General features: G+C 32.7%; 15 protein-coding genes. 8 read left to right on the top strand and 7 right to left on the bottom strand.

Annotated features, from left to right (window positions below; genetic code table 11):
* The 6 genes from AC1EUV_RS00590 to miaB form a co-directional block, all read right to left on the bottom strand.
* Complete coding sequence (locus AC1EUV_RS00590) at nucleotides 1-279, bottom strand: co-chaperone GroES (protein ID WP_480195456.1); 279 nt, start codon at nucleotides 277-279, stop codon at nucleotides 1-3.
* 152 nt (nucleotides 280-431) lie between these two features.
* Nucleotides 432-791, bottom strand: coding sequence for a preprotein translocase subunit SecG (gene secG, locus AC1EUV_RS00585; RefSeq protein WP_480196713.1), 360 nt, complete (start codon nucleotides 789-791; stop codon nucleotides 432-434).
* A gap of 3 nt (nucleotides 792-794) precedes the next feature.
* The gene (locus AC1EUV_RS00580; RefSeq protein ID WP_480196712.1) at nucleotides 795-1559 is read right to left on the bottom strand and encodes a tetratricopeptide repeat protein; all 765 of its coding nucleotides are present in this window, start codon (nucleotides 1557-1559) and stop codon (nucleotides 795-797) included.
* A gap of 1 nt (nucleotide 1560) precedes the next feature.
* Entirely contained in the window at nucleotides 1561-2064 is a 504-nt protein-coding gene (gene lptE, locus AC1EUV_RS00575; protein WP_480196711.1) for an LPS assembly lipoprotein LptE, read from the bottom strand.
* Nucleotides 2065-2115: 51 nt separating this feature from the next.
* Complete coding sequence (locus AC1EUV_RS00570) at nucleotides 2116-3354, bottom strand: sigma-54 interaction domain-containing protein (protein WP_480196710.1); 1239 nt, start codon at nucleotides 3352-3354, stop codon at nucleotides 2116-2118.
* Between the two features lies 1 nt (nucleotide 3355).
* Nucleotides 3356-4807: a tRNA (N6-isopentenyl adenosine(37)-C2)-methylthiotransferase MiaB gene (miaB, locus tag AC1EUV_RS00565; protein WP_480196709.1), complete on the bottom strand. Its 1452-nt coding sequence runs from the start codon at nucleotides 4805-4807 to the stop codon at nucleotides 3356-3358.
* A 113-nt stretch (nucleotides 4808-4920) separates the two neighbouring features.
* Between miaB and AC1EUV_RS00560 the strand changes: the two genes are divergently transcribed.
* The 8 genes from AC1EUV_RS00560 to AC1EUV_RS00525 all read left to right on the top strand — a co-directional run bounded on the left by AC1EUV_RS00560 (nucleotide 4921) and on the right by AC1EUV_RS00525 (nucleotide 15537).
* A complete protein-coding gene (locus AC1EUV_RS00560) occupies nucleotides 4921-5829 on the top strand; it encodes a lipid A-modifier LpxR family protein (RefSeq protein WP_480196708.1) in 909 nt (302 codons plus the stop codon).
* A 101-nt stretch (nucleotides 5830-5930) separates the two neighbouring features.
* A complete protein-coding gene (topA, locus tag AC1EUV_RS00555) occupies nucleotides 5931-8417 on the top strand; it encodes a type I DNA topoisomerase (RefSeq protein WP_480196707.1) in 2487 nt (828 codons plus the stop codon).
* A gap of 45 nt (nucleotides 8418-8462) precedes the next feature.
* Entirely contained in the window at nucleotides 8463-9620 is a 1158-nt protein-coding gene (locus AC1EUV_RS00550; RefSeq protein WP_480196706.1) for a formimidoylglutamase, read from the top strand.
* A gap of 130 nt (nucleotides 9621-9750) precedes the next feature.
* Nucleotides 9751-11160 (top strand): T9SS ring complex lipoprotein PorK/GldK, encoded by a 1410-nt coding sequence (porK, locus tag AC1EUV_RS00545; RefSeq protein WP_480196705.1) that lies wholly within the window; start codon nucleotides 9751-9753, stop codon nucleotides 11158-11160.
* A gap of 104 nt (nucleotides 11161-11264) precedes the next feature.
* A complete protein-coding gene (gene porL, locus AC1EUV_RS00540) occupies nucleotides 11265-11903 on the top strand; it encodes a type IX secretion system motor protein PorL/GldL (RefSeq protein ID WP_480196704.1) in 639 nt (212 codons plus the stop codon).
* Nucleotides 11904-11949: 46 nt separating this feature from the next.
* Entirely contained in the window at nucleotides 11950-13482 is a 1533-nt protein-coding gene (porM, locus tag AC1EUV_RS00535) for a type IX secretion system motor protein PorM/GldM (protein ID WP_480196703.1), read from the top strand.
* A gap of 14 nt (nucleotides 13483-13496) precedes the next feature.
* Nucleotides 13497-14393: a type IX secretion system ring subunit PorN/GldN gene (gene porN, locus AC1EUV_RS00530; RefSeq protein WP_480196702.1), complete on the top strand. Its 897-nt coding sequence runs from the start codon at nucleotides 13497-13499 to the stop codon at nucleotides 14391-14393.
* 100 nt (nucleotides 14394-14493) lie between these two features.
* The gene (locus AC1EUV_RS00525; protein ID WP_480196701.1) at nucleotides 14494-15537 is read left to right on the top strand and encodes an NAD(P)/FAD-dependent oxidoreductase; all 1044 of its coding nucleotides are present in this window, start codon (nucleotides 14494-14496) and stop codon (nucleotides 15535-15537) included.
* Here the strand turns inward: AC1EUV_RS00525 and AC1EUV_RS00520 are convergent.
* Nucleotides 15515-15931, bottom strand: a complete 417-nt coding sequence (locus AC1EUV_RS00520) for a DUF983 domain-containing protein (RefSeq protein WP_480196700.1) — start codon at nucleotides 15929-15931, stop codon at nucleotides 15515-15517. The genes AC1EUV_RS00525 and AC1EUV_RS00520 overlap by 23 nt on opposite strands.
* Nucleotides 15932-15956 lie beyond the last annotated feature (25 nt).

Here is a 15956-nt window from a genome sequence, read left to right as displayed (position 1 = left end):
TTATAAAATAGCGAAGATGTCGCTTTCTCTCATGATTAAATAGTCACCACCATCAAGTTTTAGCTCAGTACCTGCATATTTTCCGTAAAGTACAGTATCACCAACTTTAACAGTAGTTGGTTCATCTTTTGTGCCTTTACCAACAGCTACAACTTTACCTTGTTGAGGTTTTTCTTTTGCAGAATCTGGAATGTAAATTCCTGAAGCAGTTTTAGTCTCAGCAGCTAGAGGTTCTATAACAACTCTATCGGCTAATGGTTTGATTTTTATTTTACTCATTTTTTAAATTTTTATTGAATGTTAATCGAAGATTAATTTGCTAAAAGTGTGCCAAGACCTAAAAGGTGACATTTTGTAATTTTATTATAAATAAAAAATGCCAACGTGTCATTTTCGTTGGCATTTTGCTTCAAAATATCAAAATATTTGAATTAGTTCGTTGAATCTTGTTGAGAAGTGTTCTGGTTTTGAACATCATTTAATGTTGGTACTTCGTCTGTAACTTCTCTTTCGTTTATTGTATTTTCTAAAGCTGAATTATTATCTACAGAATTTTCTCTAGGTATTGCGAAGTTTGATAATAAGATTAATGCAAACAATGCAATAGCTAAAGTCCAAGTGCTTCTGTCTAGAAAGTTTGTTGTACTCTGTACACCACCACCAAAACCTTGGCTACCTTGCCCTCCAAATGAAGATGATAATCCACCACCTTTGGGGTTTTGTACCATTACTATTAAAATAAGCAATACAGCTACAATAATTATTAAGATTAAAAATAATGTATAAGACATGATTTATGAATTATTCTTTTGTAAAAATTTAACCGCTTTAATTCGGTCCGCAAAGAAACCACTTTTTTCTGGATATTTCAAACTTAATATCTTAAAAGCTTTTATAGCTTTTTCATATTTTTTTTGTTCTAAATAAACCCGCGCCAACGTTTCGGTCATTAGTGTTTCATTTTCTGAAATACTATCTAATGAAACATCAAATTTCTCTGTTGATTTATTAGGTTTAATTTTTGGTTTAGCTTCTAAAAATTGATCAATAAGGTCGAAATTTTTATTTTCTTTTTCAGGAGTAATCTTCTCTTCAATTCGTTTGATAGGACGAAAAGATGTTAACTGTAACCATTCATTAAAAGAGTGTTTTTCTGAAGTGTCAAATTCAAGAGGTTGCCCTATTTGTAGACTTTCTAGAACAGGCTTTTTAATTACTTCTACTGCGGATTCAGTATTGGATTCAACTTCTACGATTTCTAAATCTACAATTTCTGACTCTTTAATTATAGTATCTTCTTTAGCTTCTTTTCTTACAACATCTAATGTGTCTTGAGTAATGAAGTCAAAAAGAATAGTACGATTTGTAGTATAAGCAGCAGTTGTTTTTAAAGCGTTATTGTATTTATAACTGCTCTGCTTTTTTAATCCTTTTAAATGCAAAACACGAGCAGCTTGGAAATAAGGATAATTCTCAAGAATACCCTCTACTGCATTGGTTTGCTCGCTTGTAATTTCGCAAGGTTGCTTTAATAAATATGTGAAATCTTCTAATTTCATATTACCATTTAGCTACCGAGGCGTTAAAAATATCTTGAGTTATACGATTAAATATTTCTTCTAAAGCAGATTCTAAAACTGATCCTGTTAGTTGAGCGTTAGCGTCGAAGTCAGAAAAGAATGAAAATGTTTTATCAAAATCATCTTCTGGTATAAGTCTATTATAAAAGCGAACTCTTATACTTATATTTAATCTATTCTGAGCTGCTGTTTGTTCTGCAGTAGCACTAATAGGAATTATTCGATAGTCTGTTATTTCTCCTTCTAAATGTAAATCTCCACCTGTTCTAACCAAGTCCAAACTCGTTTGTCGTAAAAACAGATCTTGAAGATCCTGAGTAAATATTTGACTTAGAGTTGGCTCGACTAACGGAGCATTATTAGGGAAATAGTCTATTTGAATTGTTTTAGCATCACCCGTGCTTCCTCCTGTAAAAGAATAAACTCCACATCCGGTTAAGGTAAAGATTGAGAGTATTAAAACTAAAGAAGTAATTCTTTTCATTGGGGTTATTACAAATAGAAAGTTAGCAAATAAACGATTAAACTAACTGATTTACAAATCGAATTGTTTTATTTTTCTATATAAGGTTCTTTCAGAAATACCTAGCTCTTTTGCTGCTAATTTTCTCTTATTATTATTTCTTTCAAGAGCTTTTTTTATTAGTTCAAACTCTTTCTCTTGTAATGATAAACTCTCTTCTACATCTTCTACGTGTAAATAGCGATCTTCTTCTGGTTGAAAGACTTCATTCTTTTGAGCCGGAATAATTTCTACTAAGTTGTCTTCTTTATCATCAGAATCTCCATAAATTTTTTGTATTAGGCGTTGATTATCTTCTTTTACTTGAATATCATTACCATTTTCCATTAACTCTAAAGTCAACTTTTTAAGATCATTTATATCATTTTTCATATCGAATAGCACTTTGTAAAGTATTTCACGTTCGTTTGCGAAATCACTATTGGTGCTATTAGATTTATTATCAATTAATGCTGGAAAATTACCGCTATATTCTGGTAAATAGTTTTTTAAAGTTTGAGCAGAAATAGCTCTGTTTTGCTCAATTACAGAAATTTGTTCTGTAATATTTCTTAATTGGCGAATGTTTCCGCGCCAAGCATAATTCAATAAAATTTTAACGGCTTCATCTTCTAGTCGAATAGTAGGCATATTATATTTCTGAGCAAAATCTGAAGCGAACTTTCTAAATAATAAATGAATATCTTCTTTGCGCTTTCTAAGTGCCGGCAAATGAATTTCAACGGTGCTTAATCTGTAATATAGATCTTCACGAAATTTGCCTTTTTGAATGGCCTCCATCATATTTACATTGGTCGCTGCAACAATACGTACATTTGTTTTTTGAACTTTAGAAGATCCGACTTTTATAAATTCACCATTCTCTAATACACGTAATAAACGTACTTGAGTAGTTAATGGCAATTCGCCAACTTCATCTAAAAAAATAGTTCCACCATCAGCAACTTCAAAATAACCATTTCGAGTTTGAGTTGCTCCTGTAAAAGATCCTTTTTCATGCCCAAATAACTCACTGTCGATAGTCCCCTCTGGTATAGCACCACAATTAACGGCAATATATTTTGCATGCTTTCTGTGAGACAGTTGATGAACGATTTTCGGAATATTTTCTTTACCAACACCACTTTCACCAGTAACCAAAACAGAAATATCTGTAGGCGCTACTCTAGTCGCTTTTTCTAAAGCACGGTTAAGTAACATATCGTTACCAATAATACCGAATCTTTGTTTTATGGTTTGTAAATTGTCCATATTAATTGTTATCAGAATAGCCAACAGCTTTACCAATTAGAGTAGCTGAGGTGCAATCTTCAATTTTTACATTTACAAAATCACCTAATTTGTAATTTTCTTTTGGAAAAACTACAACGGTGTTCTGTGTATTACGTCCTTTGAAATGAGCGTCAGATTTTTTAGAAATTCCTTCAATTAGAACCTCTTCTACGTTACCAACATGTTGTTTGGTTCTAAAATGCGAGTGTTCTTGCTGTAAAGAAATAATTTCGGCCAAGCGTCTTTTTTTTGTAGCTAATGGGATATCATCTTCGAATTTTTTAGCCGCTAAAGTACCTGGGCGTTCAGAATAGGCAAACATAAATCCGAAATCATACTTTACATACTCCATCATAGACAACGTGTCTTGGTGATCTTCTTCTGTTTCACCACAGAAACCTGCAATCATATCTTGACTCAATGCCATTTCTGGGATGATTTTATAAATATTATCAACCAGCTCCATATACTCTTCACGCGTATGTTGTCGATTCATAGCTTTAAGTATTTTATTACTGCCACTTTGAACTGGTAAGTGGATATATTTACAAATGTTCTTATGTTTGGCCATAACATGAATAACATCAAGTGTCATATCTTGAGGATTAGATGTTGAAAAACGAAAACGCATTTTCGGAAACTCAGATGCACACATGTCCAAAAGCTGCGCAAAATTTACTGCAGTTGCCTTAGCTATATCAGATGCATTTTTAAAATCTTTTTTTAGTCCTCCTCCGTACCATAAGTAACTATCAACATTTTGACCAAGCAATGTAATTTCTTTAAAGTTCTTATTATGCATTTCTCGAACTTCTTCTAAAATACTTTTTGGATCTCGACTACGCTCGCGACCTCGAGTAAATGGTACTACACAAAAGGTGCACATGTTATCGCACCCTCTTGTAATCGAAACAAAAGCAGATACTCCGTTAGAATTTAAGCGAACAGGTGAAACATCTCCATAAGTTTCATCTTTAGAAAGAATTACATTTACAGCATCGCGACCAGCTTCAACTTCTTCAACAAGATTAGGTAAATCACGGTATGCATCAGGTCCAACTACTAAATCAACAATTTTTTCTTCTTCTAAAAATTTTGCTTTAAGGCGTTCTGCCATGCAACCAAGTACGCCAACTTTCATTGATGGATTTATCTCTTTTACTTTGTTGTAATATTGTAATCGTTTACGAACAGTTTGTTCTGCCTTATCTCTAATTGAGCAAGTATTTACTAAAACTAGATCGGCATCTTCTAGTTGTTGAGTAGTATTAAACCCTTCTTTAGCTAAAATTGATGCTACAATTTCACTATCGTTCATATTCATTTGGCAACCATAGCTCTCAATAAATAGTTTTCTACTATTTCCTTCAACCTTATCCGTAATTAAAGCTTTACCTTGCTTTTGCTCTTCTATAATTTTCTCTACACTCATTAGTTAAAAATGGATTGCAAATATACAACCAATTTCTAAAAAATATGACAAAATGACAGCTATTTTATGTTGTGTTTTTGTTAATTTAGCACCTAGCCCTTACGCCCTTAGACTTGAAATACTATTCCCCTCTTTTTCTTTTATTAGCTTGTTTTTTATTTACAAGAGCTCAAGAATATAGCAATCAAATTGAACTTAGATTTGATAATGATGAGTTTTTACTTTCTGATAAATATTATACTAGTGGATTATTTCTAACTTATAAGAGAAGTATTGATCGATATAAATTCCCCGACTCTGGTAAAGATTCAAAGTTCCAATATGAATTATCAGTCGGAAATCAAATATTTACACCTCAAGATGTAGATTATGTAGATGTTGATAGATTTCATAGGCCTTATGCAGGTTGGTTATTTGGTAAAATTAGAGTTGGTAGTATTAAGAATAAGTACAGTATTTTTCTGGGGCTTGAGACTGGCGTCACTGGGGATGAATCATTAGCAAAAACATTTCAAGATTGGGCTCATTCTAGAGTTGGTATAAGAAAAGCAACTTGGATAGAGCAAATTTCATATAAATGGCTGGTGAATTTAGAAGCGCAACTCAATTATTCATTAGTTTCAAATCAACAGAATTCATTGATAATTTCCACGAGCCCAGTCTTAGGAACTAAAGACACGTTTATTGATAATGAAGTATATTATTTTTTCGGAAAACTAAATGAGTTTAAAAACTCATCAAGATTTACTACCATCAATACTTCTAAAAAAAAAGAACTTTTTGGTTTTATTTCTTTTGGTCATCGACTGGTTTTTCATAATACATTAATAGAAGGAAATATTTTTGAAGAAGATGTTTTATTTACATCAGATGCTGAAAAGAATATATTTAATTGGAAGGTTGGACTAGTAAGCAAAGGAAAAAAAAGCGTTTTTAGATTTAGCTATAATTTTAACTCCAGAGAAACTCCTTTATCAAAATTTCATGGTTTTGGAAGCATTAGTTACGGTGTCAATTTTTAATTTTCTTCTTTTAAATCCTATCAAAATTATACTTACCAAAATTTGAAATTTTGAGCATAAACATTTTTTGATATACATTTGTACCCTCAAAAAAACCATTGATGGCAAAAAATTTAGTAATTGTTGAGTCACCAGCTAAGGCTAAAACTATAGAGAAATTTTTAGGAAAAGATTTTCAAGTAGAATCTAGCTTTGGACATATTGCAGATCTTCCTTCCAAGGAATTGGGGATAAATGTTGATGGAGATTTTAAGCCTAGTTATAAAGTTTCTACAGATAAAAAAGCTGTAGTTAAAAAGTTAAAAGACTTAGCTAAAAAAGCCGAAACAGTTTGGTTAGCTAGTGATGAAGATAGAGAAGGAGAAGCCATAGCGTGGCACTTATACGAGCAATTGAAATTGAGTGATGATAAAACGAAGCGTATAGTTTTTCATGAAATTACTAAAAAAGCCATTTTAAATGCTGTTGAAAATCCGAGAAGTATCAATTATAATTTAGTAAATGCACAACAAGCACGCCGTGTATTAGATAGATTGGTGGGTTATGAACTGTCTCCTGTTTTATGGAGAAAAGTAAAAGGAGGTCTTTCTGCTGGTAGAGTCCAGTCGGTTGCGGTTAGATTAATAGTTGAACGTGAGAGACAAATAGAAGATTTTAAAGCTGAAGCATCGTATAGAATTGATGCTGAATTTATAAATAGCAATGGTAAAAAATTTAAAGCGAAATTACCTAAGAATTTTAAAACAAGAGCTGAAGCTGAAAGTTTTTTAAATTCATGTATTAATGCTGATTTTAGGGTTGCTGACTTACAAACAAAACCAGCAAAGAAATCACCTGCGGCACCTTTTACAACATCTACTTTACAGCAAGAAGCTGCTCGTAAATTATTCTTTCCTGTAGGGAAAACGATGACTATTGCTCAGCGCTTATATGAAGCGGGTTTGATTACCTATATGAGAACAGATAGTGTGAATCTTTCTGATGATGCTAAAAATGCTGCTCAACAAGAAATTATCGATTCTTATGGTGAACAATACAGCACTCCAAGAAATTATAAATCTAAAGCTAAAGGAGCTCAAGAGGCTCACGAAGCGGTTAGACCAACCAACATGAGTCGTCATACTGTGTCGGTTGATTATGACCAAGATCGCTTGTATAGTTTGATTTGGAAACGAACAATTGCCTCGCAAATGAGTGAAGCTAAATTAGAGCGCACTAATGTTAAAATTTCTAATAATAAAAGTAATGAGGTTTTAACTGCAAATGGAGAGGTGATAACATTTGATGGTTTTCTAAAAGTATATTTAGAAGGTACAGATATAGAAGATGAAGAGCAATCAGGAATGTTACCAAAGTTATCAGTTAATGAAGAGATAGAAAATAATTTTATTACAGCAACTGAAAGATATTCAAGACCTCCGGCTAGATTTACAGAAGCTTCTTTAGTAAAGCAATTAGAAGAATTAGGGATCGGTCGTCCTTCCACATATGCACCAACAATTTCTACTATTCAACGTAGAGAGTATATTGAAAAAGGAATGGTTGAGGGTAAAGAAAGAAAGTATACACAAATAACATTAAGTAATAATTCGGTTACTGATAAGGTTCTATCTGAAAAAGTTGGAGCCGATAAAGGAAAGTTAGTTCCTACGGATATTGGTAAAATCGTAAATGATTTTTTGGTAGAAAATTTTTCTACAATATTAGATTTCGGATTTACAGCTAAGGTTGAACAAGACTTTGATGAAATTGCAGAAGGGAAAGAAAATTGGACTGAAATGATAAAAGATTTTTATACCGATTTTCATCCCAATGTTGAGGAGGTTTCACAAAATGCAGAACGTGCAAAAGGTGAGCGACTACTAGGTGTTGATCCAGATAGTGGTAAAAATGTTTATGCTCGTTTAGGTCGTTTCGGTGCTATGGTACAAATTGGCGAGGCCACAGACGAAGACAAACCAAAATTTGCAAGCTTGCAAGGAGAGCAAACATTGAGTAACATTACCTATGAAGAAGCAATGGATCTATTCAAGCTCCCTAAAACTTTAGGAGAATATGAAGGAAATGAAGTTGTAGTTGCTAATGGTCGTTTTGGCCCTTATGTACGTTTTGATAAAATGTTTGTTTCTTTAGATAAAGGTGAAAATCCTATGTCAGTTGATATGGATAGAGCTATCGAATTGATAAAAGCAAAACAACAAGCAGATGCTCCAATTGCTGAATATGAGAACCTACCTGTTCAAAAAGGTGTAGGTCGTTTCGGTCCTTTTATAAAATGGAATGGAATGTTTATTAATGTAAATAGAAAATATGATTATGATAATCTTTCTCAAGATGATATTGAACAATTAATAGAGGATAAAAAGCGTAAGGACATTGAAAAGGTAATTCATAATTGGGAAGAAGAAGGTATTCGCGTTGAAAAAGCGCGATGGGGTCGCTTTAATATTATTAAAGGTAAGACTAAAATTGAATTGCCTAAAACGACTAAGGTTGAAAAATTAACTTTAGAAGAGGTTAAAGAAATTATAGAGAAAAAAACGCCAAAGAAAAAAACTACTAAAAGAAAAACTTCAGCAAAAAAATAATATCACTTTTTATTTTAGCTTTGTGCATTAATTCTTTTTAGATTCATGAGTTTCGAAATTTTGTTACCTGTAGATGAAGCTGTCATTGCACATACGGCATTACTGCAAGAGCAAACTATTGGTAAAAATATTGAAATTCATTCAAAAAAATTTGACCTACCAAATATAGATGAGGCACAGTTAGCGATTATTGGTGTTTCAGAAGATAGAAATACCATAGATAATATAGGTAGCGGTAATGATCTAACTGCTATAAGAAAACATCTATACCAATTATATATGGGTAATTGGTTTGCTAAAATCATCGACTTAGGAAATCTTGAAAAAGGTAAAACAGTTGAAGATACTTATTTTGCACTTCAAGAAATTTTAACTGAATTAATTAAAAAAGGTGTTATACCTATTATAATAGGTGGAGGTCAAGATTTAACTTATGCTAATTATCGTGCCTACGATAAACTAGAACAAACTGTGAATCTTGCTGTAGTAGATAGTAAGTTTGATTTGGGAAATCTAGAAGATGATATTTCTTCAATATCTTATTTAAGTAAGATTATTATGGAGAAGCCTAATAATCTTTTCAATTTTAGTAATATAGGATATCAAACATTTTTTAATTCTCAAGAAGAAATAGAATTATTAGATAAGTTGCATTTTGACATTTATAGATTAGGTGAAGTAGCAAACAATGTGAAAATTGTTGAACCTATAATGAGAGATTCTGATATTGTGAGTATAGATTTGGGTGCTATTCGTAGAACAGAAGCTCCTGCAAATAATAATGCGGTACCAAACGGATTTTATGGCGAGCCTATTTGTGCAATTTCTAGATATGCAGGGCTTAGTGATAAAGTATCTTCTTTTGGTATTTACGAATACAATTCTAAGTTTGACGAACAAGATCAGACTTCACAACTAATTGCTCAGATCATTTGGTATTTTATAGAAGGCTATAATTTTAGAACTAATGAATATCCTTTTACTTCAAAACAAGACTACAAAAAATACATTGTACCTATAGAAGATACTACGATCAATTTCTTTAAAAGTAATAAGAGTGATCGTTGGTGGATGGAGGTACAACACGAAAATAATAAATTCCTAAAACGTACGTTAATTCCTTGTACGTATCAAGATTACTTGAGAGCGGGTAAACAAGTTTTTCCAGAAAGATGGTGGAAAACTTTTAGAAAATTAAACTAGTCATACACTAAAGCTAATTTTTTCACGTTCTTAAAGTGATCTCGAGACAAAAATCGAATCATTTTAATTAAGAAAAGTTTTATTAAAAACGAATAATAGTACCCCTTAACGGGATTATAAATTTACATTTATGAAAAAATTAACCGTATACTTTTTACTAGCCGTTACAGTTTTAATATCTAGTTGTAAATCTGGAGACAGAGGTGAGTTAGTAGGCGTTCGTTCTAAGAAAAAATTCTTTCCAGAAAAACCTTTAGGTATGACATTAATACCTGGTGGCGCTTTTACTATGGGTAAAGAAGATGAAGATGTTGCAGGAGCATTAAATTCTCCAACAAGAACTGTAACTGTAAATCCATTCTATATGGATGAAACGGAAATTACCAATGCAGAATATAGAGAATTTGTTGTAAGAGTTAGAGATTCTGTCTTAAGAACACAATTGGCATTACTTGCAGAAGAGCAAGGTTTTGGTGCAGAAAGTGCTGACTTAGAAGGTGGAGCTCAAGCTAGTGGAGGCGAAGAAGGTATTCAAAAATATAAATTTGCTGAGCCAGATACTACTGCCAATGTATACTATAAGTATATGATGGATAACTATGGTAGTTTAGGAGATTTGAATTCACCAACAGAAGGTAAGGCTTTAAATTGGGATGCTGACTTGGTTTGGGATGTTAATCAATACCCAGATGAGTACTATGCCGAAGCTATGGATAGTTTATATGCACCTATTTCTGAATCATATGATGGTAGAAGAACTATTAATACTAAAAAACTAAAATATCTGTATTATACGTTTGATAGAGAAGCAGCTGCTCGTAAAAGAGGCGGTAACAGAAAAGACTTTATTAAGAAAAACCTTGTTGAGGTATATCCCGATACAACAGTATGGGTAAAAGATTTCAACTATTCGTATAATGACCCTATGCATCAAGATTATTTCTGGCATCAAGCATATAATGATTATCCAGTGGTGGGTGTAACTTGGGATCAAGCTAAAGCATTTTGTGACTATAGAACTCAGAAGAAAAATAAATTTTTATCAAATACTAAAGGTGGTGGTAAAATTCCAAGCTTTAGATTACCAACTGAAGCTGAGTGGGAGTATGCTGCTCGCGGAGGTCTAGAATATGCTAAGTATCCATGGGGTGGTCCTTATACTTATAGCGATAGAGGATGTTTCTTAGCAAACTTTAAGCCAGAAAGAGGAGACTATGCAGTAGACGGTGCTTTATATACTATGGAAGCTAAGTCATTCACTCCGAACGATTATGGATTGTATAATATGGCTGGTAATATCTCAGAATGGACAAATACAGCTTACAATCCGTCATCATATTACTTAGGTTCAACTATGAATCCTAACGTAAATGATGCAACAAACCAACGTAAAGTAATTAGAGGTGGTTCTTGGAAAGATGTGGCATATTTCTTGGAGGTAAGTACACGTGATTACGAGTATGCAGATTCAGCAAGAAGTTACATTGGCTTTAGAACAGTTCAAGATTACTTAGGTACAAAAATGAAAGACAAAAAATAATAACAAGTAGGAAATTTTTCAGGAAAATTGTTTTACTAAAGAGAAAAATAAAAATTAAATCTAACCCTAATTAAACATTAACCCAAAACTTAAAAATTAAAATTATGGCACAATCACACAAAAAAAAGAAACTTATGAACATGGCCTATGGCCTTGGAGCTGCAGTAGTATTAATTGGAGCATTATTTAAAATCTTACACTATAGCATCGGACCTTTAACCGGAGGTGTTATGTTAACCATTGGTCTTGTAACTGAGGCATTAATATTTGTAATGTCTGCTTTTGAAGATGTAGAAGAAGATTTAGACTGGTCTTTAGTATACCCAGAATTGGCTGGCGGAGAAGCTGGTGAAAGAGGTGGAGTAAATGGAGAAGGTCTATCTGATAAGTTAGATTCAATGTTGGCAGAGGCTAATTTAGATTCAGAAAAAATGGGTCGTTTAGCTACAAGTATTGAAAGTTTTGCTGATGCTGCGTCTAATATAGAGCCTGCTGCAAATTCTGTAGCTGCTACAAATAAATATAGTGAACAATTGTCATTGGCTGCTACTCAAATGGAGTCATTGAATAGTTTATATAAAGTACAGTATGATAGCGCTGAACGTCAAGCTCAAATGAGTGATGCTGTTGCCGAGAATACTGAAAGATTAAAAGACCAAATGGAGTCTTTAGCTACTAACTTATCTTCATTAAATGGAGTGTATGGTGGTATGTTATCTGCAATGTCAAATAATAGAGCTTAATTAAGGCTTAACTAACCGAAACTTTAACCCTTAAAATCTATTAAAAATGGCAGGAGGCAAATTATCACCAAGGCAGAAGATGATTAACTTGATGTATTTGGTATTCATCGCGATGTTAGCAATGAATATGTCAAAACAAGTTTTATCAGCTTTTGGCTTCATGAATGAAAAACTGACGGATGCCAACGCAACGTCAGAGACAAGAAATGTTGCTACGTATGCAAGTTTAGCAACAAAAGCATCTGAGCAACCAGAAAAATTTAGTGCTCATAATAAAGTAGCTCAAAATGTTCAAGCTTTATCTCAAGATTTCAATGCTCATGTAGCAAAAATGAAGCAAGATCTTATCGAAGGTATTGAAGATCCTACAGATTATGAATCTATGGATAGTGAAGATGCAGTAAATACATACTTTTTTAAAGGTGAGGAGTTGACTGAAAATGGCAAAGCATTTTTAGATAAAATCAACAATTACCGTACAAAAGTTACTGCTGCACTAGGTAAAGATTACAAATCTATTGTAGAAGATGTAAATAAACGTTTTGATACTTCTGATCAAGAAATTGAAGACGGTACTCAACCATGGATTAACAATCGTTATGAAGGTTTTCCTTTGATTACTACTGTTACAAATTTATCTCAAATGCAAGCTGATATAAAAGCTACAGAGAATGAGATGCTTACGGCAATGGTGCAAGGTCAATTAGAAAGTGATGTTTCAATGACTAACTATACAACTATATTAGTTCCTGAAACACCAGCAACATTACAAGGTAATAACTTTAAAGGTAAAGTAGTATTGGGTCGTTATGATGCAAGTTTAAAACCTCATAAAGTAATTATCAATGGTAAGGAAATTACTGATATAGAAGGTGGTGGAGCTGTGCTTAACTTTCCTTCTGGAAATGTGGGAGAGAACGAGCTTAAAGGTAAGTTCGTATTCAAAGAGAATGGCGAAGATGTTGAGATTCCTATTAATACTAGCTATGCAGTTGTTGCAAAACCTAATAGTGCTGTAATCTCTGCAGATAAGATGAATGTTGTATATAGAGGTGTTCAAAACCCCATTACAATCTCAATGCCAGGTGTTCCTGACAATGCTGTAAAAGCAAATGCCGCAGGTTTACGTAAAGTAAGCGGTATTGGTAAATATATGATGAGCCCAGGTAAAGGTAGAGAAGTTAGTATTAACGTATCTGCTAAATTACCAGATGGTACACCAGTCACATCAAGTCAAAAGTTTAGAATTAAGGATATTCCTGCTCCAGCAGCGACTGCTAGAAATGAGTATGGTGTAATCAAAATGCCTAAGACAACGTTACAAAAAGTAACTATTGGGGCTGCTATTCCAGATTTCGTCTTCGATTTAAAATTAGGAGTATCTGGTTTTAGTGTAAAAGTACCTGGTTCACCAACTGTAATAGTAAAAGGTAGAAAGTTTAATGCTGCTGCTATTAGAGCTTTAGGTAAAGCAAGAAAAGGAGATATTGTTACAATATTTGATGTAAAAGCATCGTTACAAGGTAACAGCGGATATTACTTAAAGAAAGTAAATCCTTTAAGTGTACAAATTAAATAATAAGAAGTAATATTATGAATTGGAGAGGTTTTTTAGCAATATGTGCTATCGTTTTAGCAACAAATGCAATCAGCGCACAAGCTAATTTATTAAACGCAACGATTCCTGAAGAAATAGGAGTAAAAACTGTTGAGCAATTAGCTGCAGATAATGATAGACCGTTGCCGTATGGATATATAGATGATAGAGATATATTATGGTCTAAAGTAGTATGGGAATATATAGATTTGAACGAAAAGATCAATCTACCTTTTTACTACCCTGTAGATACAAGTAATATAAGCTATAGCAGAAGATCTCTTTTTGATACATTACTTAGAGGAATTAAAAGTGGAGAGATTGTAGATGTGTATGACGATTCTTATTTCGAGAATAAATTAAATTTCAAAGAAATTGAAGGACGTTTATCTAGAATTGACACTAGTGATGCTGGTATCGAGATTTTGAATGCTGGCGAAGAGTTAACAGACGAGTATATTGATAGAGTTGATTTAACTTCTGGTGAAATTGCCGGAATTAAGATCAAAGGTGTGTGGTACTTTGATAAAAGACAAGGTGAATTAAAATACCGTTTATTAGGTATTGCGCCTGTTGCACCAGATGTAAATTTCTTAGATCAAGATGCTGTTGAGCAAGAGTTAATCCCATTATTTTGGGTTTGGTATCCTGGAGCTCGAGAAGTCACTCATAACATGAAAGTGTTCAATAATAAGAATTCGGCATTTCCATTGTCATACGATCATTTACTAAATGCTAGGCGATTTGTAGCCAGTATTTATAGAGAAGAAAATATATATGGTAACAGAGATGTTGCAGAATATATTAAAGGAAACGCGTTGTTCCAAGTACTTGAAGCTGATAAACTCAAAGAGAATATCAGAAATAAAGAACTAGATATGTGGAACTACTAAGGTTTCTTATAAAGTAAAATTAAAACTCCTGTCTTTTGGCAGGAGTTTTTTTATGTGTTAATCTGAGTAAAGCGAAGCATCTCTTTTTTACATTTGCACTGTGCAAGTAGATTATATTATTGTCGGTTTAGGCTTAGCGGGTTTAGCTTTCGCGGAAACTTTAGAAAAGCATAACAAATCTTTTATAGTTTTTGAGGATGATTCTCAACAGTCTTCAATAGTTGCAGCAGGTGCATACAATCCTATTATTCTAAAACGATTTACACCAGTTTGGGATGCTCAAGATCAATTAGAAATAGCATTGCCGTTCTATCATGAATTAGAGAAGAAATTAGGTGCTACTTATGATTATAAGCTAGATACGTATAGAGTTTTCACCTCGGTAGAAGAGCAAAATGACTGGTTTGCTGCTTGTGATAAACCTGTGTTGAAACAATATATGATTTCTGAGGTAATTCAAAATTCTAATAAAGCGATAAATGCCCCTTTTGGTTACGGTAAACTTTCAGGTACAGGTAAGATTGACACTAAAGCATTAATTGCTAATTATAAAAATTATTTATGTCAGAAGGGCAAATTATTAATTGAGGAATTTGATTATGAGTCAATAAAATTTAATAATCAAAACGTTGATTATAAAGATTTTAAAACTAAGTGTATTGTATTTTGCGAAGGATTTGGTTTAAAGAAAAACCCATATTTTAATTATTTACCAATGAATGAAGCAAAGGGTGAGTTAATTACAATTCATGCTCCTAATTTAAAGTTAGAGGTGATGCTTAAATCTTCTATTTTTATTATGCCTTTAGGTAATGATCTCTATAAAGTTGGCGCTACTTTTAATTGGAATGACAAAACTTCTATTCCTACACAAGAAGGAAAGCGAAGGCTAATCGAAAAGCTCGATGGTATTATAAATGTAAATCATAAAGTTGTTGAGCATGTAGCAGGCATTCGCCCAACGGTAAAAGATCGACGACCTTTAATCGGTGTTCATAAAGAATATCAACAATTAGCAATCTTAAACGGACTTGGAACACGAGGCGTTATGTTGGCACCAAAAATGTCTAAACTGCTCTTAAATCACTTAGAGCAAAGTGAAAATTTACCCAAAGAAGTTTCTATCGATCGTTTTCAAGCTTAGCAGCTTGAATTCCCTCTTCATTTTTATATGTTGGGTCATATCCTACAAACATATTTATATAGATCAATCGGGATAATCTCAAAGTAAAAGGAGTAAATAATATCAACGATATAATAATTCCTATAAAAATCTGTATTAAGTCTAAGCCAAAAAAATATAAGATCAAAAAAGTAATGATAGAAATGGCTACTGTTAATCCATAGGATACATACATAGCACCATAGAAAAAAGAAGGCTCTATCAGATATTTAAATCCACAATTTGAACAATGCTCATTGGTTTTTAATACCTTTTTTAAATGCAAAGGGTTATTATCTTCAAAGAAATTGCCTTCATTACATTTAGGGCATTTATTCTTAAAAACACTATAAGGCTTTGTTCCTTTTTTAAACATCTGTAGATTAAATTTAATTAGATTT

The sequence above is a fragment of the Maritimimonas sp. 2304DJ26-3 genome (assembly GCF_056591635.1).
This window is presented reverse-complemented; position numbering and strand designations above follow the sequence as displayed.

Bases quoted from the DNA above. Each gene is read 5' to 3' on its own strand.
- porL (WP_480196704.1), top strand. From the start codon at position 11,265: ATGGCACAATCACACAAAAAAAAGAAACTTATGAACATGGCCTATGGC.
- AC1EUV_RS00520 (WP_480196700.1), bottom strand. From the start codon at position 15,931: ATGTTTAAAAAAGGAACAAAGCCTTATAGTGTTTTTAAGAATAAATGC.
- miaB (WP_480196709.1), bottom strand. From the start codon at position 4,807: ATGAGTGTAGAGAAAATTATAGAAGAGCAAAAGCAAGGTAAAGCTTTA.
- lptE (WP_480196711.1), bottom strand. From the start codon at position 2,064: ATGAAAAGAATTACTTCTTTAGTTTTAATACTCTCAATCTTTACCTTA.
- AC1EUV_RS00550 (WP_480196706.1), top strand. From the start codon at position 8,463: ATGAGTTTCGAAATTTTGTTACCTGTAGATGAAGCTGTCATTGCACAT.
- porM (WP_480196703.1), top strand. From the start codon at position 11,950: ATGGCAGGAGGCAAATTATCACCAAGGCAGAAGATGATTAACTTGATG.
- AC1EUV_RS00580 (WP_480196712.1), bottom strand. From the start codon at position 1,559: ATGAAATTAGAAGATTTCACATATTTATTAAAGCAACCTTGCGAAATT.
- porN (WP_480196702.1), top strand. From the start codon at position 13,497: ATGAATTGGAGAGGTTTTTTAGCAATATGTGCTATCGTTTTAGCAACA.
- topA (WP_480196707.1), top strand. From the start codon at position 5,931: ATGGCAAAAAATTTAGTAATTGTTGAGTCACCAGCTAAGGCTAAAACT.
- AC1EUV_RS00570 (WP_480196710.1), bottom strand. From the start codon at position 3,354: ATGGACAATTTACAAACCATAAAACAAAGATTCGGTATTATTGGTAAC.
- AC1EUV_RS00590 (WP_480195456.1), bottom strand. From the start codon at position 279: ATGAGTAAAATAAAAATCAAACCATTAGCCGATAGAGTTGTTATAGAA.
- secG (WP_480196713.1), bottom strand. From the start codon at position 791: ATGTCTTATACATTATTTTTAATCTTAATAATTATTGTAGCTGTATTG.
- porK (WP_480196705.1), top strand. From the start codon at position 9,751: ATGAAAAAATTAACCGTATACTTTTTACTAGCCGTTACAGTTTTAATA.